Source organism: Nocardia grenadensis NBRC 108939 (assembly GCF_001613445.1).
GTDB lineage: Bacteria > Actinomycetota > Actinomycetes > Mycobacteriales > Mycobacteriaceae > Nocardia > Nocardia grenadensis.
Map to the genome: position 1 here is coordinate 195,596 of NZ_BDCJ01000009.1, position 23,562 is coordinate 219,157.

The 23,562-nt window shown below is 67.7% G+C and carries 23 protein-coding genes and 1 tRNA gene; 18 read left to right on the forward strand and 6 right to left on the reverse strand.

All coding sequences use genetic code 11. The features are described from left to right. Positions 1-314: 314 nt before the first annotated feature. Positions 315-1,346, reverse strand: a complete 1,032-nt coding sequence (locus tag NGR01S_RS10880) for a LacI family DNA-binding transcriptional regulator (RefSeq protein ID WP_245664518.1) — start codon at positions 1,344-1,346, stop codon at positions 315-317. 153 nt (positions 1,347-1,499) lie between these two features. On the opposite strand from NGR01S_RS10880, the gene NGR01S_RS10885 reads away from it, so the two are divergent. The 6 genes from NGR01S_RS10885 to NGR01S_RS10910 are packed head-to-tail and all read left to right on the forward strand — an operon-like array spanning position 1,500 to position 7,735. Further along, positions 1,500-2,099: a DUF1989 domain-containing protein gene (locus NGR01S_RS10885; RefSeq protein WP_063036059.1), complete on the forward strand. Its 600-nt coding sequence runs from the start codon at positions 1,500-1,502 to the stop codon at positions 2,097-2,099. Then, positions 2,096-2,710, forward strand: coding sequence for a flavin reductase family protein (locus NGR01S_RS10890; RefSeq protein WP_063036060.1), 615 nt, complete (start codon positions 2,096-2,098; stop codon positions 2,708-2,710). The genes NGR01S_RS10885 and NGR01S_RS10890 overlap by 4 nt, the downstream gene beginning before the upstream one ends. A 40-nt stretch (positions 2,711-2,750) precedes the next feature. Next, positions 2,751-4,097, forward strand: coding sequence for an MFS transporter (locus tag NGR01S_RS10895; protein ID WP_063036061.1), 1,347 nt, complete (start codon positions 2,751-2,753; stop codon positions 4,095-4,097). Between the two features lies 1 nt (position 4,098). After that, on the forward strand, positions 4,099-5,355 hold the full coding sequence (locus NGR01S_RS10900; RefSeq protein ID WP_157107200.1) for an amidase: 1,257 nt from the start codon (positions 4,099-4,101) through the stop codon (positions 5,353-5,355). A gap of 33 nt (positions 5,356-5,388) precedes the next feature. Further along, a complete protein-coding gene (locus NGR01S_RS10905) occupies positions 5,389-6,798 on the forward strand; it encodes an MFS transporter (RefSeq protein ID WP_084480644.1) in 1,410 nt (469 codons plus the stop codon). A 1-nt stretch (position 6,799) separates the two neighbouring features. After that, complete coding sequence (locus NGR01S_RS10910) at positions 6,800-7,735, forward strand: polysaccharide deacetylase family protein (RefSeq protein WP_063036063.1); 936 nt, start codon at positions 6,800-6,802, stop codon at positions 7,733-7,735. Between the two features lie 307 nt (positions 7,736-8,042). On the opposite strand, the gene NGR01S_RS10915 is transcribed toward NGR01S_RS10910, so the two are convergent. Beyond that, positions 8,043-8,369, reverse strand: coding sequence for a hypothetical protein (locus NGR01S_RS10915; protein ID WP_063036064.1), 327 nt, complete (start codon positions 8,367-8,369; stop codon positions 8,043-8,045). A 143-nt stretch (positions 8,370-8,512) separates the two neighbouring features. Beyond that, positions 8,513-9,025: a MarR family winged helix-turn-helix transcriptional regulator gene (locus tag NGR01S_RS10920; protein WP_063036065.1), complete on the reverse strand. Its 513-nt coding sequence runs from the start codon at positions 9,023-9,025 to the stop codon at positions 8,513-8,515. Between the two features lie 93 nt (positions 9,026-9,118). Between NGR01S_RS10920 and NGR01S_RS10925 the strand changes: the two genes are divergently transcribed. From NGR01S_RS10925 to NGR01S_RS10965, 9 genes are all read left to right on the forward strand, one after another. Then, positions 9,119-11,200, forward strand: a complete 2,082-nt coding sequence (locus NGR01S_RS10925) for an MMPL family transporter (RefSeq protein WP_084480646.1) — start codon at positions 9,119-9,121, stop codon at positions 11,198-11,200. A 179-nt stretch (positions 11,201-11,379) separates the two neighbouring features. Then, positions 11,380-12,450, forward strand: coding sequence for an ABC transporter substrate-binding protein (locus NGR01S_RS10930; protein ID WP_169811891.1), 1,071 nt, complete (start codon positions 11,380-11,382; stop codon positions 12,448-12,450). Next, on the forward strand, positions 12,431-13,525 hold the full coding sequence (locus NGR01S_RS10935; protein ID WP_063036067.1) for a FecCD family ABC transporter permease: 1,095 nt from the start codon (positions 12,431-12,433) through the stop codon (positions 13,523-13,525). Before NGR01S_RS10930 ends, NGR01S_RS10935 begins: the two co-directional genes overlap by 20 nt. After that, complete coding sequence (locus tag NGR01S_RS10940; protein ID WP_063036324.1) at positions 13,512-14,267, forward strand: ABC transporter ATP-binding protein; 756 nt, start codon at positions 13,512-13,514, stop codon at positions 14,265-14,267. The genes NGR01S_RS10935 and NGR01S_RS10940 overlap by 14 nt, the downstream gene beginning before the upstream one ends. Continuing rightward, positions 14,264-14,887, forward strand: a complete 624-nt coding sequence (locus NGR01S_RS10945) for a hypothetical protein (protein WP_063036068.1) — start codon at positions 14,264-14,266, stop codon at positions 14,885-14,887. Before NGR01S_RS10940 ends, NGR01S_RS10945 begins: the two co-directional genes overlap by 4 nt. Then, a complete protein-coding gene (locus NGR01S_RS10950) occupies positions 14,880-15,521 on the forward strand; it encodes a hypothetical protein (protein ID WP_063036069.1) in 642 nt (213 codons plus the stop codon). Before NGR01S_RS10945 ends, NGR01S_RS10950 begins: the two co-directional genes overlap by 8 nt. Then, on the forward strand, positions 15,515-16,018 hold the full coding sequence (locus tag NGR01S_RS10955; RefSeq protein ID WP_063036070.1) for a hypothetical protein: 504 nt from the start codon (positions 15,515-15,517) through the stop codon (positions 16,016-16,018). Before NGR01S_RS10950 ends, NGR01S_RS10955 begins: the two co-directional genes overlap by 7 nt. Before the next feature lie 116 nt (positions 16,019-16,134). Next, the gene (locus NGR01S_RS10960) at positions 16,135-16,506 is read left to right on the forward strand and encodes a VOC family protein (protein ID WP_063036071.1); all 372 of its coding nucleotides are present in this window, start codon (positions 16,135-16,137) and stop codon (positions 16,504-16,506) included. Next, positions 16,503-17,819, forward strand: coding sequence for a cryptochrome/photolyase family protein (locus NGR01S_RS10965; RefSeq protein ID WP_063036072.1), 1,317 nt, complete (start codon positions 16,503-16,505; stop codon positions 17,817-17,819). Before NGR01S_RS10960 ends, NGR01S_RS10965 begins: the two co-directional genes overlap by 4 nt. A gap of 52 nt (positions 17,820-17,871) precedes the next feature. Here NGR01S_RS10965 and NGR01S_RS10970 read toward each other — a convergent pair whose 3' ends face one another. Then, positions 17,872-18,969 (reverse strand): DoxX family protein, encoded by a 1,098-nt coding sequence (locus tag NGR01S_RS10970; RefSeq protein ID WP_063036325.1) that lies wholly within the window; start codon positions 18,967-18,969, stop codon positions 17,872-17,874. Positions 18,970-19,434: 465 nt separating this feature from the next. On the opposite strand from NGR01S_RS10970, the gene NGR01S_RS10975 reads away from it, so the two are divergent. Further along, the gene (locus tag NGR01S_RS10975) at positions 19,435-20,403 is read left to right on the forward strand and encodes an Acg family FMN-binding oxidoreductase (protein ID WP_063036073.1); all 969 of its coding nucleotides are present in this window, start codon (positions 19,435-19,437) and stop codon (positions 20,401-20,403) included. Between the two features lie 32 nt (positions 20,404-20,435). Here NGR01S_RS10975 and NGR01S_RS10980 read toward each other — a convergent pair whose 3' ends face one another. Together NGR01S_RS10980 and NGR01S_RS10985 are read right to left on the reverse strand one after the other, a co-directional pair. Next, a complete protein-coding gene (locus tag NGR01S_RS10980; RefSeq protein WP_063036074.1) occupies positions 20,436-21,362 on the reverse strand; it encodes a D-isomer specific 2-hydroxyacid dehydrogenase family protein in 927 nt (308 codons plus the stop codon). A 108-nt stretch (positions 21,363-21,470) separates the two neighbouring features. Continuing rightward, positions 21,471-22,295, reverse strand: a complete 825-nt coding sequence (locus NGR01S_RS10985; protein ID WP_063036075.1) for an SDR family oxidoreductase — start codon at positions 22,293-22,295, stop codon at positions 21,471-21,473. A gap of 165 nt (positions 22,296-22,460) precedes the next feature. Between NGR01S_RS10985 and NGR01S_RS10990 the strand changes: the two genes are divergently transcribed. Together NGR01S_RS10990 and NGR01S_RS10995 are read left to right on the forward strand one after the other, a co-directional pair. Then, positions 22,461-22,545 (forward strand) — tRNA-Leu (locus NGR01S_RS10990). 560 nt (positions 22,546-23,105) lie between these two features. After that, the gene (locus NGR01S_RS10995; RefSeq protein ID WP_063036076.1) at positions 23,106-23,552 is read left to right on the forward strand and encodes a nuclease-related domain-containing protein; all 447 of its coding nucleotides are present in this window, start codon (positions 23,106-23,108) and stop codon (positions 23,550-23,552) included. Positions 23,553-23,562: the final 10 nt, after the last annotated feature.

A 23,562-nucleotide genomic window follows, 5' to 3' on the forward strand; every position in this document is an offset into this window, starting at 1 on the left:
CCGAATTCGTTCGTCGGGACAACTATTCGGTCGGTTCCGTGTTTGCCATGAGATAGCCTGCGCGGCAATCGCTTACAACAGATTGGATTCGTGCCCGCAACTGCGCATGTGGGAAGTCGCGTCGGTGCCCACCCCGGCGGCGGTCATGGTCGTCCCGAGTGGCGAGGTGCTTTCGGCGCCGCCACCGCGATCGTCGTCACTCGGCAGCGCCCGGGGCCCTCACCGGGCTTCTCTCGGGCGCCGCGCGGTAGGCCGTTCGTGGTGTCGGCCGTGGCCGCCGATGACGGTCGGCCCGGTGCGTGACCATGATCGGCTCATCCGCGGCCCGGGCCCCGTCCTGCGCCGGTGGGGGAAAGGGGCGGACCGGTGACTCCGGTCGACGCGCGAACGACAAGAGCCGGCTCCAGCGCTACGGAAACGGGTTCATTACCGTTCAGTGCCTGTTCCAGGAGTCGGAATGCCGTTCGGCCCATCTCCACCATAGGAGACCGGACAGTGGTGAGTGGCACGGGGAGATTCTCGGCCAGCGGCGTGTCGTTGTAACCGACTATCGCCACATCGTCGGGAACCCGGAGGCCGCGATCGCGCAGGCCGCCTATCGCGCCGATGGCGGCGAAGTCATTGGTGGCGAAGATCGCGGACGGCACCGTTCCGTGGTCGAGAATTCGCTCCACGCCGACTCGTCCGGCCGCGGCGTCGAATCCGGTTCGAACGAGACGATGGTCGGGAAGTGTCAGGCCGTGTTCGTGCAGGCCGGTGCGAAACCCATCGACGCGTAGGTTCGCGGTCGACGCGAACGTCGGCCCGGCGATCACAGCGACGTCGCGGAATCCGAGGCGGGCGAGGTGAACGGCGACGAGATGGCCGCCGTATTCGTCGTCGGCGAAGGCACCGGGGTAGGAATTCGATGTTCGTGAGGTCAGGACGAAGGGGACCCCGTCGGAGGCGAGCTGGCGCAGCACCGGATCGTCGACGCGTGAATCGGCGAGGATGAGCCCGTCCACCCGGCGGTCGAGCAGCCGGTTTATGCGTGATTGCCGCTGTGTGGGGTCGTCGAGGGAGTTCGTGACGAATGCGGCGTATCCGTGCTCGGATGCGGCCTCGTCGATACCTTCGAAGACGGTGGCGAGAACGTAGTCCTGGAGCCTGGGCACCACCACGCCGACCTGGAGGGTGCGGGCTGTGCGCAGGCTCGCCGCGTGGGGGTTGCGTCGGTAGCCGAGCTCGGAAGCGCAGGCGAGAATGCGCTGTACCGTATCGGCGCCCGCCCATTTCTCACGCTCTTCCGATGGGCTGTTGATGACCCGTGACGCGGTCGAAACATCTACTCCCGCAGCGGAAGCCACTGCTCGCAGTGTCGGGGCGTTGCGCTTGCCCACTACCCGGCCCTCCTGTCCTCATACGCCCGAGTACTTATCTCGCCATTGACCCTACCCGAACGTTTGTGTAAAGATGTGACCCACGCTACCCAATCGTTTGTGTATGGAAGGCCCGATGTTATGGAACTCGCTGCGCGCGCGGGAACGGCAGTCCGGCTCTCGGCCGGACAGGAACTCGTGGTGACGAACACGCATGGCCAGCAGGTGGTCGACACCTGGGCACTCTCCCCGGAGGACCCGACGCGGTTTCTATCGGCCTCTCACACCTGGATGCGCCACGGCCGATTGACGATCAGGGCCGGCGACGACCTGGTGGACAACGCCCGCCGCCCCATGTTGTCGATGCTCGAGGATTCGAGCCCGGGCGATCACGATATGCTCATCCCGAGTTGCGACCTGGCGCGCTATCGGCAACTCGGCGTACAGGGCTACCACGACAATTGCCACGACAATTTCTTCGAAGCGCTCGCGGTCACCGGCCTCGCGGTACCCCCGTTCGTTCCGCAGCCGCTGAACCTCTTCATGCGGGTCCCGATCGCCCCGGATGGCACGATCTCGATCGATTCACCGCTCGCGCGCGCGGGTGACCATGTTCGGTTCAAGGCGCTCGAGGATGTCGTGGTGGTGCTCTCAGCGTGCCCGCAAGACCTGGCACCGACAAACGGAGAAGGACGGACACCCACGGGTATCGCCTACGAGGTCGACAGGCCACGCGCATGAGCTCGATGACCTCCATCGATCACCTCGACGCCGCCGCGCGATTCGCGATGCTTTCGTGGACCATCGCGCCCCGGCCGATCGCGTGGATCACCTCGGTGAGTGCCTCCCGGGAGAACAATCTCGCGCCGTTCAGCTTCTTTACGATAGCCTCCACCGATCCCTTGGTTCTTGTGGTCGCCATCGAACCGCGGCCGGACGGCAGCCCCAAGGACACGCTCAGCAACATTCTGGCCACACGGCAGTTCGTCGTGCAGATCGCGGAGACCGATCGTGTCGACGAGGTCGCCCGAAGTGGTGAAGACAGCCCACCCGAGTTCGATGAACTCGCTGCGCTGGACCTGCCGCTGAGTAAAGCAGCCCGGGTGCTGCCTCTCGTCATCGACGGTTGCGCCGCAGTCTTCGAATGCGAACTCGTCGACACTCGTTCCTTCGGCCGCGAAACATTGGTGTTCGGTGAAGTCGTCACCGCTCGAATCGCGGAGCGACTGATCACCGAGTCGGGAGATATCGACAAGAACAACGTCCGTCCGCTCGGCCGGATCGGAAGTACCTTCGCCGCGAGTACGCCGCTATCACGGCGATCCGCCGTACCGGCGCGCGCCGAAAGCTGAACTCAGCAGCCGAACGGCCTCACTGTAGAGGAGACGTCCTATGTCCGATACCGCTGCGTCTTTCATCGACCGCGCCCCGCTTACCCGATTTCACCTGAAACTGACGGCTTTCTCGGCCGGTGGCCCACTACTCGACGGTTACATCGTCACGATCATCGGTCTCGCGCTGGTGACACTCGGTCCGGCGCTCGACCTCGATGCCACGGAGACGGGCCTCACCGCGGCATCAGCGCTCGCGGGCATCCTGGTCGGTGGTCTGGTGTTCGGCCGGCTGACCGACCGGATCGGTCGCAAGGTCATGTACATCGCGAACCTGGTCGCTTTGAGCGCTCTTTCGATCCTCAGTGCGTTCGTGGTCGAACCATGGCAACTCGTCGTGCTGCGCTTCGCACTGGGCGTGATGATCGGCGCCGACTATCCGATAGCGAGTTCGCTGCTCGCAGAGTTTGTTCCCACCCGGTATCGCGGCCGGCTGCTCGGGGCTCTCTTCGCCGCTTTCGGGGTGGGTGCAGTGCTCGCCGCCGGCGCCGGATGGGCCTTGTCGGCGCTCGGACCCGAAGCGTGGCGATGGATGCTCGCCTCGCCCGCGGTGATCGGTGTGGTGACACTCGTACTCCGCCTCAATGCGCCGGAGTCGCCACGCTGGCTACTCGGCCGCGGCCGTCGCGCGGAGGCAGAGGAGATCGTCCGCGAAATCTGGGGACCGGATGCACGGGTGGATGAACTACATGAACCGGAAACGACACCGGCAGCACTGATGACCCGGATTTCTATTCGGCGAATAGCGTACGTGAGCGCATTCTTCATCGCGCACGTCGTCCCCCTGTTCGCCATCTACAGCTTCGGGCCGACACTTTTGCACGACCTCGGAATCGGGACCGACTCACACTATCTTCCCGAGCTACTCATCGCGCTGTTGTTTGTCGTGGGAAGCGTGCCAGGACTGTGGCTGGTCGATCGGATCGGCCGAATACCTCTGCTCGTCGGCACCTTCGCGATCATGGCGCTCACATTCGGATTGATCGCGGTTTTCCCGGAGGCCCCGCCGGGTGTGCTGTTCACCGCGCTCGCGTTGTACGCGGTCGCGTCGGGGGCCTCGAACTTCATCGAGATCATCGTTCCCAACGAACTGTTCCCGACCTCGGTACGGGCCACCGCGACAGGGATCGTCGTGGCAATCAGCCGGATCGGCGCCGTGATCAGCACTTTCCTCCTCCCTGCCGTCCTGACCGGATTCGGCGTCGGCGCGGTGATGTGGTTCCTCGCTGCGGTCAACGCCGTCGGGCTCCTCGCGACGCTCATCCTCGGCGAGGAGACGATGGGGCGACCGCTCGGTGGTCTGGCCCGATCGGACGGTCGTACCGGCGCCCGGCAGCGAGTGGTGTGATATGACCCGCCCACCCGTGCACGGCACACCGGAATGCGCGCTGGCGAAGGCGCAGCAGACGGAGAATGTTTTCCTACAGATGACGTACGCTCGTGCGGCCGATGGGGGGCAGGACCGCGGGGACGAGCGTCCACTCGCTGGTGTGCCGTTCGCGGTGAAGGATGTTTTCGACGTGCGCGGCACGCGCACCTCCGCAGCATCGCGGATCTTCGATCGGCGGCCGGTTGCCCGCCGGGACGCGGAAGTCGTACGTCGGCTCGCTGCGGCCGGTGCAGTCCTGATCGGCAAGACCACGATGAGTGAGCTCGCGTACTCGGGGCTGGGAGTCAACGAGCGGTTCGGGACACCGACGTTGAGACGGGCCCGCCACGAATACGTGGTAGGTGGCTCCTCGTCGGGTTCGGCAGCGGCGGTCCATGCCGGAGTCGTGACGTTCGCTCTTGCAAGCGATACCTCGGGGTCCGGGCGGATTCCGGCGGCCTGGACGGGGGTGCCCGGATTCCGGCCCACCCTGGGCCGATACCCGAGCGACGGTATGACCCCCCTCGCACCGACACTGGACACGGTCGCGGTCATCGCCGCCGACCTCACGCACCTGGAGATCATCGACCGGGTCCTCGCGGGTGAATCGCATATGGGCGTGGACCCGCGCCCCCCGATCTTCGTGGTCCCACACGAAGAATATCTGGCGAGATGCGATCGCCGCGTCCTCGAACGATTCCATGCCGATATTGCTCGACTGCGCGGAAACGGGCACAGAATCGTGCAACGCAGGATCGATGTCCTCGACACTGTCCACCAGCTCCATCGTCTTCATGTGCCGATCGTGGAGTCGGAGGCCTTCGCCGCATTCGGTGCATACCTCGAGCAGCCCGATCTGCTCTCCCCGCCGGTGCAGCGTCGGCTACAGCGCTCGCGTTTGCGTTTACGGGAGCAACGCTCCACCCCGCTCTACGAAGCCATGGCGTCGCTGCGGAAGCAGTTCGACCTGGAGTTGGCAAACGCAGTCTTGTTGACGCCGACCACCGAGATCGATGCACCCGCCTTCGCGGATATTCGCGCCTCTCCGGAGTTACACGACGAAATGAACGGCCGCGCACTGGCCCTGACGATGATGCTGAGCTATCTCGATGCGCCGAGCGTCGTCATCCCCACCGGCGCAGGCTCGGCCGAGCCACCCTCGAGCCTTCAGCTATCCGGCCGTTCCGGACAAGACCGGCGTGTACTGCATGCGGCGCAGTCGCTCACTCCGGCCTGATCCTGCCCCGACTCCAACTCTCAAAGGCGAAAAATGTCCCATCTCAAAGTCACCCCACCACTCGACCCGCGATTACGCACGGTATCCGCGCGGGAGACTCGCATCGCCACCACGGTGTCGTTTATCGCGTGGACGATCGCGGTATACGACTTCATCCTCTTCGGAACACTGCTACCGAGAATTCAGGACGCCTTCGGTTGGGATACGAGCTTCGCTCTGCTCGTCTCAACGCTCGTGAGCATCGGAACAGGAATCATGGTGCTCGCCGTCGGTCCGCTCGTAGACCGATTCGGGCGCCGCAAAGGCATGATCATCTCCATCGGTGGCACCGCTGCCTCCTCGGCCGCGACCGCTGCGGTGAACGGGGTCGGCTCCCTTGTCGCCGTTCGCTCGATCAGTGGTGTCGGGCTTGCCGAGTCGTCGATCAACGCGACCTATCTGAACGAGATCTACGCACAGTCCGAGGATGAGCGTGTCCGCCGTAACAAGGGATTCGTGTACTCGTTCGTACAGGCGGGATGGCCGGTCGGCGCGCTCGTCGCGGCCGCTTTCGTCGCGGGCGTGCAGGCGATTTGGGGCCCGGACAGCTGGCGGATCGCATTCCTGCTGGCCACGATTCCGGCGGTGCTGACGGCGTTGCTCTGCCGACGTCTGCGGGAGAGCCCCCAGTACGAGGACATGAGGCGAGCCCGCCAGGAGACGCGGGAGCGCACCGGCGAGCAGACGACCCAGCTGCCGCAGCCCACCGGCCTCGCTCCGTCGGCGCGGTCACCGTTCGCGCGGATCTTCCAGCGGCGCCATATCCGCAACACGCTCTTTCTGTCCTTGGCGTGGATTTTCAACTACTTCGGGCTTCAGGTGTTCTCCGTACTGGGGACCACCGTGCTGGAGACCGGAAAGGGACTCGACGCATCGACAACCTTGATTCTGGTCATCGCGTCGAATGTCGTCGGCGCCGCGGGATATCTGTTCTTCGGCTGGATCGGCGACCGTTGGGGACGGCGACGCGTCATCGCCGCCGGCTGGAGCGCATCCGGAGTCGCGTTCGCGGTGCTGATGCTGGGCCCGAGCAACCCGGTCTTCGTCCTCATCGCGTACATGGCCGGGCTCTTCCTCATGCTCGGTCCCTACGCCGCACTCATGTTCTTCCAGACCGAATGCTTCGATGCCGACTGCCGCGGAACGGGTAGCGCGTTCGCCTACTCCATGAGCCAGCCCGGAGCGATCATCGGCGGGTTGCTGCTGACCGGCCTCACCGCGCTGGCGCTTCCGTTGACCATCACGACTGTTCTGGTCGGTGCGGGAGGACTGCTCTTGTCCGGTGCTCTCGTATTAGGGGCGCAGCCCCTGACACAGTCGTCACCGGAGGGCGGCGACTCGATTGCCGGTACCGGTACGCCGAACCCTGAAAACTCCGAACCCGTTACGGAAAAGGTGCACTGATATGAGTACTCCCCACTGGCTGCGCGGACATGCCGCGGCCGCGACGATCACATTCGACGTCGACGCCGAGACCCCCATTCTCGCCCAGGGTTCCGCTGTCGCCGCGCACGCCATGACGATGTCTCATCAAGCCTACGGACCCGATGTCGGGGTGCCGCGGTTGCTCGATATCCTCGACCAGGTCGGCATCCGGTCGACCTTCTTCGTACCGGGCTGGGTGGCCGAAACGCGCCCGGACCTGGCGCCGAAAATCGTCGACCGGGGCCATGAAGTCGCGCACCATTCCTACAGCCACCGGTCGGCGACAAGCCTTTCTCCTGGTGAAGAGCGGCAAGACTTCGAGCGAGCGTTCGATGTTTTCCAATCACAGGGCATCGAGTTGTCCGGCCATCGCGCGGCGATGTGGGAAGCCACGGAGCGCACACCCGGTTTGGTCCGCGAGTTCGGGCTTCTGTACGACTCCTCGCTCATGGGCGACGATAAGCCGTACCGGCTGGTCGATGCGGACGACCGCCCACTGGTCGAATTACCTGTGCACTGGTCCCTCGACGACTGGGAGCAGTACGCGTTTCTGCCCGAGCCCTCGATCGGCAGCGTGATCGAGTCGCCCGAGAAGGTTCTCGGCATGTGGAAATTGGAGATCGACGCCATGTGTGAGTTCGGGAGTCTGTTCAACCTCTGCTGCCATCCGTTTCTGAGCGGTCGACCGAGCCGTGCCGTCGCGCTGCGGACCTTGATCGAGTACGGCCTCGAACAGGGAGTACGCTTCGCGACCTGTCGTGAGATCGCTCTCGACGCCCTTGCTGATCCCCAGGTGCGCGAACTCGGCGACCGAGACATGATCATCGATACGTCTGCGTACCCTTTCCCCGCCCATGGCGACCGCGCTCGGACTTTCGAGGATCCCGGCCGAAGCATCATCGAGTATCGACCGTGAATCGCTCGGAGAATGGAGTGGTTCGCCGCCACATGTGGGCCCGTGGTACCCGAGGCCGGCGCCCGGGGAGTCGAGTGCCCCGTCGACCCGGCGACCGGCTGCCGGATCCGGGCCGATGATGTAGGCATCGTGCGGGAGTTCAGGTCTGTCAGCAACTCGGTTCAGCAGATTTGGCGAGGCGCGCAGCGCCGATGAGGGGTGCCGCCGCCGCTACACGGACCTGCTCCGGCCGACGCAGCCGGGCACGAACTCGGACCGGCCCCCGGCTGCTCGGAACCGCGCGCGTGCCGGTGTTTTCTCGCCGTGCCTACCGGTCCAGGGCTTGGGCCAGTTCGTTCTTGGTCATCTTGGAGCGGCCTTTGATATTGCGGCTCTTGGCTTCGTTGTACAGCTGGTCCCGGGTCCGGCCTTTGGGCTGGTCGGTGCCCGAGCGCAGGCCGCCGCGACGCTGCGGTGATATATCTCGGGTCGAGGTTCGGCTCGCGGTTTTCGTCTGCCCGGCCTGGGCACGGTTCTTGTTGACCGTCCGCGCCCCGATTTCTTTCGCACGCTTGGTGCTCGCCCCGCGATCCTCGGCGGAATCCTTGATGTGCTCGTACTGCCGTTCCTGTTTGTCGGTCCATTCCTTCGGCATGACACACCTCCTGTCTGCCCGGCCGTGTACCCGCGTACAGCCGAGGCAATCGGCATGCGGTCGTCCGCGGGTCGTGGGCGTCCTACCCACGCCGAACGGCAGTATTCAGAGTATTTCGGAGGTTCGGCGTGTCGGTGTCCCGATTACCGCCCGTCCGGCTCCTGGGTCAGCGCGGCATGGTGCTCCCACATGGCGGAGGTCACCGCGGCGAGTACCCGGTGGGCGGCGGCGAGATCGGTGGTGGGCAGGGCGGCGAGCGCCGAGCGGGTGCGCCGGCCCAGCGGGTGGAAGAATTCGCCGGCCACCGACATGCCGTGGTCGGAGTAGTGCAGCAGCACCCGCCGGCGGTCGCCGGGATCGGTCTCGCGGTGGATATGGCCCGAGGCGATCATCCGTTCGACCAGGTAGGTGATGGCGGCCGGGGATAGGCCCATGAGTTCGCGTAGTTGTCCGGCGGTGAGCGGCCGGCTCTCCGCTTCGGCGGTGGCGATGTGCATGAGCGCACGGAAATCGGTGCTGCGCAGGGCGTGCGAATGGGCGAACAGATGCCCGATCTGCTCGGACACCGCGGTCAGCGCGCGGATATCGGTGGCGATCTCGGTTTCGGCGCGTGCCCGGGGTGTGCTGTCCGTCTCCGCCGGGGGTTCGTCTCTCACCTGCGCTGTCCTTTCCCTGATACCGCTCGCAAAAGTCTAGGTGCCGGCGGCGTCGGCCTTGCCGATTATTTCAGTTTCTGAAATAGTTGCCGCGTGAACGCCTGGGAACGCTTCGCCGCCGTGGTCACCGGCCGCCGCTCATGGGTCCTGCTGCTCGCCGTCCTCGCTGCCGCCTGCGCGGTGATCGTGGGAGTCGGTGGAAACGACGACGCCGGTCAGGCGCCGACCTCGCTGCCGCAGGACTCCGAAGCCGCGCGGGTCGACGCCGCGGTGGCGCAGTTCCCCGGCGGCCGGGACGCGCCGGCGATCCTGGTGATCACCCGAACCGACGGCGCGGAACTGACCGATTCCGACCGCGCCGCCGCCACGAAGACGGTTCAGGAGGTCTCCGGTACCGCCGAGGACGCGCTCGTGGTCGCGCCGGACGGTAAGGCGGCACTGGGACGTGCGACGGTGTCCGCCGACCTGAACGGGGCGGACCTGGCCACCGAGATCGACCGGCTGCGCCAGGTGGCCGCGGACCAGGCCCCACCCGGCCTGACCGTGCAGATCACCGGCGGCCCAGCGTTCGGCGCCGATATCGCCGACTCCTTCGCCGGTGCGGACGTGACCCTGCTGGCCGTCACCGCGCTGGTGGTCGCGCTGCTGCTCATCGTCACCTACCGCTCACCGGTGCTGTGGCTGGTGCCGTTGCTGGTGATCGGCCTCGCCGATCGGACCGCCACGAGTATCGGCACCGCGCTCGCGCGCGTCACCGACCTCTCCTTCGACGGCTCCACCGCCGGTATCACCAGCGTCCTGGTGTTCGGCGCGGGCACCAATTACGCGCTCCTGCTCGTTTCCCGCTATCGCGATGAACTGCATGGGCACAGCGATCACCGCGACGCGCTGCGTGAGGCCGTCCGTCGCGCCGGCCCGGCGATTCTCGCCAGCAATGTGACCGTGGTGCTGGCCCTGTGCACGCTGCTGCTCGCGACACTGCCCAATACGCGTTCGCTCGGCCTGATGGCGGCCGCCGGCCTGCTGGTCGCCGTGGTCTTCGTCCTGCTGGCGCTGCCGCCCGCTCTGGCCTTGTGCGGCCGGAAGATCTTCTGGCCCTTCGTGCCGCACGCGAGTGCCGACGGTACCGCCGCGCACGGCGTGTGGCATGGGATCGCCACCCGGGTGGTGACCCGGCCCGCTGTGGTCGCCGGCGGGGCGATCGCGCTGCTGGTCGTGTGTGCGGCGGGTCTGACCGGCGCGGATATCGGACTGTCGCAGACCGAACAGTTCCGGGTGCGGGCCGAATCGGTGGACGGCCTGGACACCCTTGCCGCCCATTTCCCCTCGGGTGCTTCGGACCCGACCGTGGTGCTCACCCGGCACGACGCCGCCGCGGCGGTCCGTCCGGCGCTGGAGGCCGCCCCCGGTGTCTCCGCTGTGATGCCCGCGGGTGGTCACGAGGGGATGGACCGGTGGATGGTCACCCTCGAGGCCGCGCCCGAATCCGAGGCGGCCTATACGACGATCGAACAGTTGCGCGGCACACTGGCCGGAATACCCGGCGCCGGGGCCATGGTGGGCGGGAGCGATGCGAAAGCGCTCGACACCCGCGACGCCGCTCGGCACGACCAGTCGCTGGTGATCCCGCTCATCCTGGTGGTGGTTTTCGCGGTGCTGCTCGTCCTGTTGCGTGCGCTGCCCGCCGCGGTCCTGCTGATCGGCGTCACCGTGCTGAGCGCCCTGGCCGCGCTGGGGCTGGGCAGTCTGGTGAGCACGCATCTCTTCGGTTTCCCCGCGCTGGATACGACGGTGCCGCTGTTCGCCTTCCTCTTCCTGGTGGCCCTCGGTATCGACTACACCATCTTCCTGGTGACCCGGGCCCGGGAGGAGACGCCCGGTCACGGCACCGTCGACGGTATGGTGCGCGCGGTCTCGGCGACCGGCGCGGTGATCACCAGTGCGGGAATCGTACTTGCCGCGGTGTTCTGCGTCCTGGGTGTGCTGCCGCTGATCACGCTCACCCAACTCGGCATCATTGTCGGCATCGGCATTGTGCTCGACACCTTCCTGGTGCGCACCGTCGTCATCCCCGCGCTGTTCGCTCTGGTCGGTCCGAAGGTGTGGTGGCCCAGTGGTTTCGGTGGCAACGCGCACCCCACGCCCGCGACCGAACGCGCGGAACACCGGCAGTAGCGGGGGAGCGGCCGCCGATAAGTGAGCCACCCCCGATCCACACCGTCTGATAGGTAAGGCTAACCTGAATCCTGTTTGTACGATTCAGAGGCAGGACGGTAGAGCGCATGGCATCGAATATGCAGCGTGCACGGCGGTGGAAGCGGAGCTTGCCGCCACGGCGATGGATGGTCGCCGGCATGATCGGGGCCCTCGCGCTGACCACCGGGTGCTCGACCCGGGAAGCGCAGACCGAGGAAGCGGCCGCCACCGGCGCGCTGTCCATCGTCGATCAGCGGGGCGAGACCGTCACTCTGGACGGTCCGGCGGACAAGGTGGCGTTCACCGTGATGCCGGCGCCGTCGATCTTCGCCGCGGTCGACCGCGGCTACAACCGCATCGTCGGCATAAACCAGTCGACCCTGGCGGCGAACCGGGGCGGCATGTTCGCCACCATGTTCCCCGGCTCGGCCGATTCGGCCGTCGTCGCGGGCAACGATTTCGTGCCCAATGTGGAAACGCTGCTGCAACTCGACCCCGATGTGGTGGTGCAGTGGGGCGACCGCGGATCCAAGGTCACGGCGCCGATCGAGGCGGCCGGGTTCCCCGTCGTAGGCCTGAAGTACGGCACCCAGGACGATCTCGAACAGTGGATCACCCTGTTCGCGCAGATCGCGGGTAAACCCGAACGCGGCCAAGAACTCATCGACTGGCAGCGCACCGAACAGTCCGAGATGCGCGCGCAGGTGGCCGCGCAGACGGCACCGCGGCCCCGGGCGATGATCCTGTCCCGGACCGGTGACACCTACAGCACCACCAGCGCCAAAGGATACGACGGTTTCCAATTCGATCTCGTGGGCGCCGAGCTGGTGACCAAGGGGTTCGTCTCCGACTCCGGGCAGGTGAGCCCCGAGCAGATCCTGGCCTGGAACCCCGAGGTCATCATGCTCAGCGGATTCGACCAGAGCACACCTGCCGATATCTATGCCGACCCGCGGTTGGCCGGCGTCGGCGCGGTGCAGAACAAACGCGTCTACAAGACCCCGCTCGGCGGTTACCGCTGGCAGGTGCCGAGCGCGGAATCGCCGCTGATGTGGCAGTGGATGCACCGGATCCTGTACCCGGCCGCGCGCGACGGGCAGTTCCGCGCCGATATCCGGGCCGCCTTCGACGACCTGTTCGCGTACGGCATCTCCGACGCGGAGATCGATCAGGTGCTGCGCCTGGACCTGAACAAGGACGCCGCGGGTTATGACCAGTTCCTCCGTTGACCCGGCGGTGGTCGCGGCGCCGGAAGCTCCCGCGCCGCGCCGCGCGCGCTTCGATCGGCGCCTCCTCGCCATCCCGGGATTCCTGGTCCTGCTGATCGTGGTGGCCCTCGCCGCGCTCGCGGTGGGCCGCTACACCGTGCCACCCAACGAGATCGTGCGAATCCTGCTGGGCCAGGTGTTTCCGCTGGAACAGACCTGGTACGCGCAGGAACGCACCGTGGTGCTGGATGTGCGGCTGCCCCGGGTGCTGCTGTCGATCCTGCTCGGCGCCGGACTGGCGCTCACCGGCGCGGTCATGCAGGCCGTGTTCCGCAATCCGCTGGCCAGCGCCCAGGTGCTGGGCGTGTCCTCCGGCGCCTCGTTCGGCGGTGTGCTGATCCTGCTCGCCGGCTTCGGTGGTGCCGCACTGGTCGGCGGTGCTTTCCTGGGCGGCGTGCTGGCGCTGGTGCTGGTGGTGGCGATCGCCCGGGCGGTACCCGGCGCGCCGCTGCTGATGATCGTGCTCGGCGGTACCGTGGTGGGTGCGATGTTCCAGGCGATGGTCTCGTTCATCACCTATATCGCCGACCCCTACAGCGAACTGCCCTCGATCGTGTTCTGGCTCATGGGTTCGCTGGCGACGGCGACCTACGCCAAGGTGCTCACCGCCGCGATCCCGATCGTGGCCGCGGGCGTGGTCGTACTCGCGTTGCGCTGGCGGCTGAACATCCTCGCCATGGGCGACGAGGACGCCACCGCACTGGGCCTGAATCCCGCGCGGTTGCGCAATTTCCTGCTGCTGTGCGTCGCGCTGATCACCGCGGGTTCGGTCTCGGTCGCCGGGGTGATCGGCTGGGTGGGCCTGGTGGTCCCGCACCTGGTGCGCATGATGGTCGGTACCGACAACCGGATGGTGCTGCCGGTCAGCGCGCTGCTCGGGGCCGCCTATCTGACCGCGATCGATACCCTTTCGCGCACCCTGAGCTCCGCCGAGATCCCGATCGGGATTCTCACCGCCATCATCGGTGCCCCGTTCTTCGTGGTGCTGCTGATCCGTAACCGTGCCCGCCTGTGGGGTGCCGATGCTCGCGGCTAGTTCGCTCTGTTACCGCTATTCGGCCAAGGGACCGTGGATCTTTCGCGATGTCTCGGTCCGCGCCGCCGCGGGCGAGGTGTTCGCCGTGCTCGGACCGAACGCACGCGGTAAGACCACCATGCTCAAATGCCTGGCAGGTCTCATCCGGCCGGTCTCCGGTTCGGTCGAATCCTCCGGTCCGGTCGGCTACGTCCCGCAGAGCCATTCGGTCGTCTTCTCGTTCTCGGTGCTCGATATCGTCCTCATGGGCCGGGCCCGCACCGTGAAGCTCTACCGCACTCCCACGGCCGCCGATCGCGCCGCGGCTCGGGAGGCACTGCGCCGGGTAGGCGTACAGCACCTCGTCGATCGCGACTACACCGCGCTCAGCGGGGGCGAGCGTCAACTGGTGCTCATCGCCCGGGCGCTGGTCTCCGACTGCGACACCATCGTGCTCGACGAACCCGCGGCCGCCCTGGACCTGCGCAACCAGGCCCAGGTGCTGAGCGTGCTCCGCGCGCTGGCCGACGAGGGAATGGCGGTCGTGATGACCACCCATCACCCCGATCACGCCCTGCACGTGGCCGAACGGTCCATGCTGATGGTCGCCGCCGACGATCAGCGCCACGGCCCGACCCGCAAACTGCTCACCGGCGCATTGCTGTCGGAGATGTACGGCGTGCCGATCGTGACCGCCGATATCGAGACACCCAGCGCGGTCCGGCGGCTCACTGTGCCGGATTTCGGACGGGGGATCTCGTGACGGTACTGAAGGCCGTGATGGCCCCGCGCAGCGGTGAGTACGCCGGCGGATTCCGTGAGGTCGACGTCTACGATCTGCCGGAAGAGTGCACCCGCGGGGTCACCGGTCTCTACCTGACCGGTGACGTGGACCAGGAATACCTGGTCGAACAGCGCCCGCTGCTCGATGCGTTCGTCGCGCGCGGCGGACGCATCGTCGTGAACGGGCATGTGCAGCGGCTGTTCCTCGACGGGCTGACGAGATGGCGCAAGCTGGAGTTCCGTAACCCGCGCGACCTCGCGTTGACCCGGGTGACCGAACACCCCGTATGGGCCGGCACCGATCCGAAGTCGTTCCTCTACAACACCGGCACCCGCGGACCCGTCCCGTTCGCGGAACTGGAACGTATCGGTGTCGCGGGATTCTACGGGCGCGGTTGCTATCTGGATTTGCCCGAACACGCCCGGATCGTCCACACCATCGGACGTACCCGGGCACCGATCGATTACGACTACCCACTCGGTGCGGGCCGGGTCCTGGTCCACGGCGGCAACGACCTGCTCCAGTTCGCCGGCGCCGACCGCGGTACCGCGCGGCTGCACCCGCAACTCCTGCGCTGGCTGGAAGGTGACGATGACTGACCCCGATCGCGGTATCGCCTTCCTACACGGCGGCAGCCACGCCCAGCTCGCCACCCTCGCCGATCCAGCCCTGGCGCCCTACCGGATCCGGCCGGTACACGTGCGCACCGGTGCCCCGGACGAGATCGGCGCGGCCGAGGTGATCGTGGTCGCCGACCGCCTCCGCCCGGACCTGCTCACCCGGTGGACCGATACCGTCCTCGCCGGGCTCGAACAGGGCGCGACCGTGCTCGTCTTCGGGGAGAATCACGCCGGCCAATGGCTGCCCGGCATCCGGGAAGAGCCCCGGCCCACCGTGTTCTGGTGGTGGCGCACCGGCGAGGACCACCGCCTCCGGAAACAGGCCCCCGGCCATCCCGCCTGGGAGTTCTTCGCCGACCGCTCGGTGATCTGGCACTACCACGGCGTGCTGGAACCGCCACCGGGTGCGGTGAGCCTGGTCGACCTGCACACCGAGGACGGCGGCCGCGACGGCTCCGTCCTTTATATCGACGAGAGTTCTACCGCGGGGAGGCTGCTCGTCACCACGATGGACCCGGTGTACCACCACGGCTCCGGGTTCATGCCGGGAGCGACGCAACTGCTCTATTCGGCACTGCACTGGGCCACCAGGAAAAGAGAGAAGACATGCTGACAGTTCTGGAATCCGGGACACCGATCGAACTCTCGTTCGCCGACCTGATGAAATATCACGGCACCGAGTTCCCCGGTGGCGTCGCGCACGCGTACTGCGCGATGCGGCACGCTGTTTCGTTGTTCGGTGCCGTCGAACGACGGGAAGTGACGGTCCGCACCGCATTCCCCGGTCCGGGCGGCCGGGACGCGATCGAGATGGCGTTGCGCGCGGTCACCGGCGACCGTTTCACTGTCGCACCCGAACTCGCCGCCCCCGAGCGCGGGCCCGTCCTCGCCCGCTACGTCTGGGAATTCACCTACCGCGACCGGGCCGTGCCGCTGCGCCTACGGGACGCGGGATTCGTCACCGCCGAATTCATCGAACTCGGCGCGCGCCGCGACCGCGACGCGGCGGACGACGCCCGGCTGACCGTTCTGAAGCGGGAGATGACCAACCGGCTGCTCGCCGGCGTGGTGGGCGAGGTGTACGAAGAGGTGCCGCTCCCGACGCGCTGACGCGCATCCCCTCCCGACCCGGGCCCCCGCCCTACACTCGGCGCGCAGCGCGTGCGGGTTTTCCCGACGGGGGCCCGGGTACGCATCGGTATCACGTGCGGAAGGAGGGCCGGACCATGGCGGCCGACGGAGTAGAGGGATTGCGGACGGTAGTACTGGACTGCCCGGATCCGTGGAAGCTGTCCGAGTTCTATCTCGGATTGCTCGGTGGGGAAGTGGTGAGCTCGGAGAGCGACGAGACCTGGGTCGCCATGGTCGATCCGCAGGGCCGGCGCCTGGCGTTCCAGTTGTCGCCGGAGTACGTGCCGCCCCGGTTCCCGGATCCGGCCGGCTCGCAGCAGATCCACTTCGATGTACTGGTCAGCGATGTGGAGGTCGCCGAACCGGCAGTCCTGGCGCTGGGCGCCACATTCGTCCATGCGGAAAAGACCTTCCGTGTCTACACCGACCCGGTCGGGCACACCTTCTGCCTGGTCTGGTTCGCGTGACCGCGGCGGCGGTCGCCCTGTTCACCCGCGATCTGCGGGTGCGGGACAACCCGGTGCTCACCGCGGCGCATCGGGAGGCCGATACGGTGGTCCCGCTCTTCGTTATCGACGAGGCCATCCTGTCCGGCCGGTCCTGCCCGCCCAATCGCGCGCATTTCCTGGCGGCCGCCCTGCGTGAACTCGACGACGAACTCCGTGCGCTCAGCGGCCGGTTGGTCGTCCGGGCCGGAGACGTCGCCGAAGAGGTGGCGCGGGTGGCGGAGGCGGTGGACGCGCCCGTCGTCCACATCGCCGCCGATGTCAGTGCCTACAGCCGCCTCCGCGAGCGGCGGCTGCGGGACCGGCTGGGCCGCGACGGTCGCGAACTGCGGGTCCACCCGGCCTCGCTGACCGTCGTACCGCCGGGAGATCTGGTGCCCGCCGGCAGTGATCACTTCGCGGTGTTCACGCCCTATCTGCGGCGCTGGACCAGCGACCGGCACCGCGCGGCGCTGCGCGCACCGCACCGCCTCGAGCTGCCGGAGATCACCCCCGGGTCCCTCCCGGAGCCGGGTGAGCTCGGCGCGGGGGAACCCTCTCCCGAACTGTCTGTCGGCGGCGAGACCACGGGCCGGAAAATACTGCGGGACTGGCTTTCCCGAAACCTCGACGGTTACGCGTCGGGCGGTGACGATATGGCCGCCGATACCACCTCACGGCTTTCTCCGTACCTGCATTTCGGCTGCCTCTCGCCGGGGGAGGTGGTTCGCCGCGCCGGTGATTCCACCGAGGGCGCCGCCGCGTTCGTCCGGCAGCTGGCCTGGCGGGACTTCCACCACCAGGTGCTGGCCGCTCGGCCCGGCGCGGCATGGGCCGACTATCGCGCGCGGGATATCCGCTGGCGCGACGACGAGCAGGCGCTGGAGGCCTGGCGCGCGGGACGCACCGGTATCCCGATCGTCGACGCCGGGATGCGGCAATTGCACGCACAGGGGTGGATGCACAATCGCGCGCGCCTGATCACCGCGAGTTTTCTCGCCAAATCGCTGCGGGTGGACTGGCGGGCCGGCGCGCGGCACTTCCAGTACTGGCTGGTCGACGCGGACCTGGCGAACAATCAACTCAACTGGCAGTGGGTCGCCGGAACCGGAAACGACACCCGCCCGAACCGGGTGCTCAACCCGCTGCGCCAGGCCGACCGCTACGACCCGCACGGCGACTACGTGCGGCGCTGGGTGCCCGAACTCGCCGATATCGACGGCCGGGCGATCCACCGGCCGTGGCGGCTCGACACGGACTATCCGCCGCCGATCCTCGAGTTTCCCGGGATGTGACACGACGATGCCCGGACCGCACGGCCCGGGCATCGTCGAATTCGCCGCGTTCTCAGCGCAGTTTGGACTTCGCGGCCTTCTTCTTGGCCTTCGCCTTCGCTTTGTCGGCCTTCGCCTTCGCCTTGGCCAGCTGGGCGCGTTGCGCCTTCGCCGAGGCGCCGAGTTCGCCGCCGCGGTGTTTGGTGTAGTCGGCGAGTTCGGCCGCACGGTTCTTGGCCGCCTCGGTCCATTCGGGGCCGCGGTGCTGGGCGGTTTCGGCGAGTTCGCCGCCGCGGTGTTTGGTGTAGTCGGCGAGTTCGGCCGCGCGGCTCTTGGCCGCTTCCGCCCACTCCGGTCCCCGTTGCTGCGCCGTCTCGGCGAGTTCGCCGCCGCGGTGTTTGGTGTAGTCCGCCAGCTCGGCGGCACGGTTCTTGGCCACGGCGGCCCATTCGGGACCGCGGGTCTGCGCGGTCTCGGCCAGCTCGACACCGCGATGCTTGGCGATATCGGCCCAGTCGGCGCCCCGCTTCTTCGCGGTATCCGCCCACACCGGACCCCGCTGCTGCGCGATCTCGGCCAGCTCCGCCCCGCGGTCGGCCGCGGAACCCGCCAGATCTCGGCCCCGGTCGGCGGCCTGGTGCAGTTGCTGCCGGACGGTCTCGCCCGTGCCGCCACGGGCCGCTGAACCTACCGGCAGCGCACCGCCGACCGTGGCGGCGGCCCGGCGGGCGGCGCGGCGTCCCCGCCAGCCCAGCGAGGGTTTACCGGCGGTATCCGACGCCGCGATCATCAGGCCCCCGAGCAGGCTCACGTCCTTGAGGAATGCCGTCCGTTTCGCCGCGCGGCGGTCGGGGTCGTTCTCGGCCCAGAAGTTCTGTTCGGTCACCGTCGCCGGGACCACCGTCGCCGCCAGCGCCAGCGCCGCCGGGCGCGGCGCCTTGCCCAGCGCCAGGAGAGCGCCCCCGGCGATCTGCACGGCCGCGGTCACCCGAACCAGGGTGCTGGGGTCGGCGGGCAGGTTGCCCGCGATATCGGACGGCAGCGATTCCTTCCCCTTGTGGACCAAAGTCGACGCTTCCTTCACCCGTGATTCCGGATGCATCAGGGTTTCGACTCCGTTGACGACGAACGCACTCGCCAGTAGGGGGCGGGCGAACCGGCGTAGCAGCATGATGTGCATCCCTTTCTTCGGTGTTTCGCATCTGTCACAGCTGGTCACCAGGGGGTAGTAGGCCAGAGTACTGCCGATCTACCCGGCTTCCGGGCCGGGAAACAGAACCGGCCGCAACGTGTCCGTCCACACCGGCCCGCCGCAGCGGAGCTAATAACCGGTAACACTACGTGGGTGTGACCGGAGTCATATAATTCGATTGGACGAACAGTCTTCACCGGTAAGGCATCGAATCACCGCGCCCGGTGAGCGATTCGTAGCATCGCCGTGCCGCTGTCCCGGACATCGCCCGGCAAATCTCGCCGGGTGGTGCCGTTCGGGTGCGTCTACTCTCGGATTCAGGGAATTCGCACCGCAGACGTCCGGCATCGAGGCCGACGAAGCCGCGGTGTCACGGCCGCGCCGCCGGCGAGTTGTCCGAGCCGGAAATCTGCACACCGCCCGTCGTCGGAAGGACGCAATACAATGTCCGCCACGATCCCGGATCGTGAGGCCACCGATCTCGCCCTCGGCCTGGCAGTCCGAGCGCCGTCCGTGCACAACACCCAACCCTGGCGTTGGCGGTCCGCCGACTCCGGTATCCAGCTCTTCGCCGACACCGGCCGGCAACTGATCGTCACCGATCCCTCGCTGCGGTCACTCATCGTCAGCTGTGGAGCCGCGCTGCACCATATGCGTGCCGCTCTGGCCGCGCTGGGCTGGGCCTCCGCCGTGGACTACTGCCCGGATCCCGGCGACCCCGATCACCTCGCCACGATCCACACCACCCGCCGGCCACCCACCGACGCCGAGATCGAAATGGCCGCGGCCATCCTGCTGCGCCGGACCGACCGCCGCCACTATCTGCCCAAGCCGATCCCGGCCCGCCATCTGCGGTCCCTGGCCGCCCGGGTCTCGGCGTGCGGCGCCGCTGTCCGGCAGGTCCCCGACACCCTACTGCCACGACTGGCGACGCCCATGCAGCACGCGGTCGCCGCGCACGCCACCGACCGACTGTACCGGGAGGAGATCGCCCACTGGAGTGGACGCGACCGGCTCACCGACGGAGTGCCGTCCCGCAACGCCCCCGCCGCCCGCCCGGATGGCGAGATCCCGGTGCGCACCTTCGCCGACCCCGCACTGCTCGACCCCGCGAACCAGCCGGACGCCGCACAATGGCTCGTCGTCGGTACCATCCGCGACGACCGGCGTGCCCAGCTGCGGGCGGGGGAGGCCACCAGCGCACTGCTGTTGACCGCGACCGAACTGGGCCTGGCGACCAGCGTGCAGACCGAACCGCTCGGCGTACCGGACGCACGGCAGGAGATCCGGACCGGCCTGCTCCACGACTGCGCGTACCCCCAGTCCATGGTGCGGGTCGGCTGGAGTCCCCGCAGCGCCGCGCCGCTCGCCGATACCCCGCGGCGCCCGATCGACGAGATACTCGAAGTCTGACCCGACGGGCCGGGCAGGTGTTCGCCGCCCGATCAGTACCCGCGTTCGGTATCGACGAGGGCCAGCAGCGGTTCACCCGCCGCGAATCGCTCCACATTGGCCCGCACATGTTCGGCCAGCAGACCGGGCAGACCGCCGGACGGATTCGCCAGATGCGGGGTGATCAGCGCATTCGGCAGCGACCACAGCGGATGCCCGTCCGGTAGCGGTTCCGGATCGGTCACATCCAGGGCCGCGCCGCCGATGGTCTCTGCACGCAGCGCCTGCACCAGCGCATCGGTATCGATCAGCGAACCCCGGGCGATGTTCACGATCCAGGCCGCCGGTTTCATCCGGGCCAACGCGTCGGCGTCGACGAGATGCGCGGTCTCGGCCGTCGCCGGTGCCGCGATCACGATATGGTCCGCGCGCGAGAAGAGTTCGGCATTGCGGCTCGCGTCCACCGTTTCGACCGCCCCCGGCACCGGCGCCCCGGACCGGGTGGAGGCCAGCACCTGTGCCCCGAACGCGCGGAACAGCGGGATCATCGCCCGGCCGATACCCCCGCAGCCGATGATGGCGACAGTGGCCCCGTGCAGCGTCCCCACCCGCCTCTCGAACTCGGCCTTGCGCCACGAGGTCGCCCGCGCCTGCTCACCCAGCCCCCGCACACCCGCCAGCAACAGCGACACCGCATGCTCGGCCACGCTCGGTGCATAGGCGCCGGCTGCCGAAGTCCAGACGCGGTCGTCGTCGATGAGCCCCGCGGCGAACCACCGTTCGATACCCGCACTCGGCAACTGCACCCACCGCACCGCGTCCGGCAACCGTTCGGGGAAGGAATCCGGCCCGCCCTTCCACACCACCGCCTCGGCCTCGTCCAACGGCACCAGCCGACCGCCCCCCGCCTCGATTCCCCGGGCGAGCGCGGGATCGTATTCCGGACCCAGGTGGACGGCGGGGACTCTGGTGTGCGGCACAGTTCACTTCCGGGACGTCGGGGCTGATGGCCGCATCATCATCCCCCCGTGCGGGCGTCGTCAACAATTCCGCTCACCCGGACCGGGACGCTGGACGCGGACCGGCCGCTAGGGCAGGTTCCCGGAGGCCAGTGCCCGCACCCCGGCCACCGTCCCGCCGTCGACCAGCAGATCCACCCCCGAGATGAAACTCGACGCCGGATCCAGCAGGAACGCCGCCGCGTGCGCGATATCATCCGGAGTCCCCAACCGCCCCGTCGCCGACGCGTTGACCATCGCCCGCATCGCCGCCCCCGACTCGCCGTCCAGCTCCTGCCGCCCCATCGGCGTCGAGATCACCCCCGGGCTGATCGAATTGAGCCGGGCACCCCGCCGCCCCCACGCGACCGCCGCGGCCTGCACCCGTGCCACATTGCCCCGTTTCGCCATCGCATAGGCGATACCCGGATGCGCCTCGTGATCCAGGAACGGCAACGCCGGCAACTCCGCCGTCGGCGTATACGCGAGCGCCGCGACCTGATCGTCCGGCAGCGGCGCCATATACGCCGACATACTCGCGATCACCACCCCCGCCCCACCTTCGGCAACCACACCCTCGAAGGCATCCAGCACCAGCGCCGTCCCCAGCAGATCCACTTCCAGCACCGCCTTCGTTACCCCCTGCGTCGGCGACACCCCCGCGGTATGCGCTATATGCGTAACCCGCCCCGCCTCGCCGGCGACCTCCGCCAGCGCCGCCACCGACTTCGCATCCGAGACATCGACACGCTGCCCGCGCACCTCATGCCCCTCCCCGGCCAGCACCTCGACCACCGCGCCCAGATTGTCCTCGTCGAAATCGGCGATCAGCAGCCGCCGGCCACCCCCTACCCGGCGCGCGATGGCCCGCCCCATACCCCCGGCCCCGATAACGACCGCGACATCCTGACCCACCTGGCGCTCCTCACCGCGACTGCTCCGCTGCGCACCACAATCTACCCACGCACCGCAGCCCCCGGACCGGAATTCGTCACCCGCTGACAATGGACCGGAAAACCCCAGGTGGCACCCGCGATTTTGCCCCGGTGGCGCAATCCGATACTCTTGCTGAGCACACCGGTCCGGGTGGCGGAATGGCAGACGCGCTAGCTTGAGGTGCTAGTGCCCGTTATAGGGCGTGGGGGTTCAAGTCCCCCTCCGGACACATCTCTCCCTCTTTCTAACTGCTGTTATTTGGTGTGAGTATCAATTGCTAAAACCATATGTGCAGGTCAGTAGCGTGGGGGCAAGCCGGGTTCAGCTGAGACAGTCCTGATAGCCACTTCGCGTATGTGCCCTTTCGCGGCGGCCAACCCACGTCGCGGCGCTGCCGTTGCCGTTGCCGTTGCCGGAAGCCTGAATCCGCGCCCCACACGGGAAGAGATGCGGGCCTCGCCGACTGTGAGCGATTTCGTCGGGGGGCCGGGTGGGCGGGAACATGTAGAGCGTGACCAGTGGGGCCGTGGCGACGAATCAACCGCGGCATCGTCGGGATCAGGGAGTCGATGCCGGCGTGGAGCGTGCGAGCTGGAGGCGGCTCGGGCGCCCGGCACCCGAACCGCCATGTCGACCGGCGTGCAGACCCGGTGCGCCCGATGCTCTGGCCGCCCACCCTGAGTGGCGCCCGCCCTCGCTGATCGTCCGAAAGATACTGAGCCACAATCATTGTCGCGCAACCTGTCGGATTGGCCGATATCATATAGGTATCACCTGCAGCAGGGAGGGGTGATTCTGATGCTCGTCATCGCCGATAAGCCCAAGTCCGGTACCGAATCGCGCGTCTTCGATTGGTTGAGGGTGTGGGCAGGGGAGTTCAAGATCCCTGGTATCGCGACCACCAACGCGTACGTCGCCGGTCAAGAGGCCGATCTGATCGTGATCACCCCGTTCACCGCCGTCCTGATCGAGATCAAAGCTACTGCGCCAGGGGTCCCCGGCGACGGTGTGCTGATCTGTACGTCGAACAGCCGATGGCAGGTTCCCGGCTATGTTGGTGACCCGGTCCATGTCCGCGCCAACGACACCACCCCCTACGACCAGGCCCGCGTCGGCGCGTTGAAGCTGAAGCGCGTGGTCAGTCGGGGTGGGCAGCGCCGTGTATGTCCCGGGTTTGGTGGTGGTCGTTCCTCCGCGGGGTTCGTCGAGGCGGCTCGGCAAGAAATCGGCGGCTGACGGCTGCACT

Excerpts from the sequence above, each read along its gene's own strand:
- NGR01S_RS10885 (WP_063036059.1), top strand. The coding sequence starts at position 1,500 with ATGGAACTCGCTGCGCGCGCGGGAACGGCAGTCCGGCTCTCGGCCGGA.
- NGR01S_RS10890 (WP_063036060.1), top strand. The coding sequence starts at position 2,096 with ATGAGCTCGATGACCTCCATCGATCACCTCGACGCCGCCGCGCGATTC.
- NGR01S_RS10895 (WP_063036061.1), top strand. The coding sequence starts at position 2,751 with ATGTCCGATACCGCTGCGTCTTTCATCGACCGCGCCCCGCTTACCCGA.
- NGR01S_RS10900 (WP_157107200.1), top strand. The coding sequence starts at position 4,099 with ATGACCCGCCCACCCGTGCACGGCACACCGGAATGCGCGCTGGCGAAG.
- NGR01S_RS10905 (WP_084480644.1), top strand. The coding sequence starts at position 5,389 with ATGTCCCATCTCAAAGTCACCCCACCACTCGACCCGCGATTACGCACG.
- NGR01S_RS10910 (WP_063036063.1), top strand. The coding sequence starts at position 6,800 with ATGAGTACTCCCCACTGGCTGCGCGGACATGCCGCGGCCGCGACGATC.
- NGR01S_RS10915 (WP_063036064.1), bottom strand. The coding sequence starts at position 8,369 with ATGCCGAAGGAATGGACCGACAAACAGGAACGGCAGTACGAGCACATC.
- NGR01S_RS10930 (WP_169811891.1), top strand. The coding sequence starts at position 11,380 with ATGATCGGGGCCCTCGCGCTGACCACCGGGTGCTCGACCCGGGAAGCG.
- NGR01S_RS10935 (WP_063036067.1), top strand. The coding sequence starts at position 12,431 with ATGACCAGTTCCTCCGTTGACCCGGCGGTGGTCGCGGCGCCGGAAGCT.
- NGR01S_RS10940 (WP_063036324.1), top strand. The coding sequence starts at position 13,512 with ATGCTCGCGGCTAGTTCGCTCTGTTACCGCTATTCGGCCAAGGGACCG.
- NGR01S_RS10950 (WP_063036069.1), top strand. The coding sequence starts at position 14,880 with ATGACTGACCCCGATCGCGGTATCGCCTTCCTACACGGCGGCAGCCAC.
- NGR01S_RS10955 (WP_063036070.1), top strand. The coding sequence starts at position 15,515 with ATGCTGACAGTTCTGGAATCCGGGACACCGATCGAACTCTCGTTCGCC.
- NGR01S_RS10960 (WP_063036071.1), top strand. The coding sequence starts at position 16,135 with ATGGCGGCCGACGGAGTAGAGGGATTGCGGACGGTAGTACTGGACTGC.
- NGR01S_RS10970 (WP_063036325.1), bottom strand. The coding sequence starts at position 18,969 with ATGCTGCTACGCCGGTTCGCCCGCCCCCTACTGGCGAGTGCGTTCGTC.
- NGR01S_RS10975 (WP_063036073.1), top strand. The coding sequence starts at position 19,435 with ATGTCCGCCACGATCCCGGATCGTGAGGCCACCGATCTCGCCCTCGGC.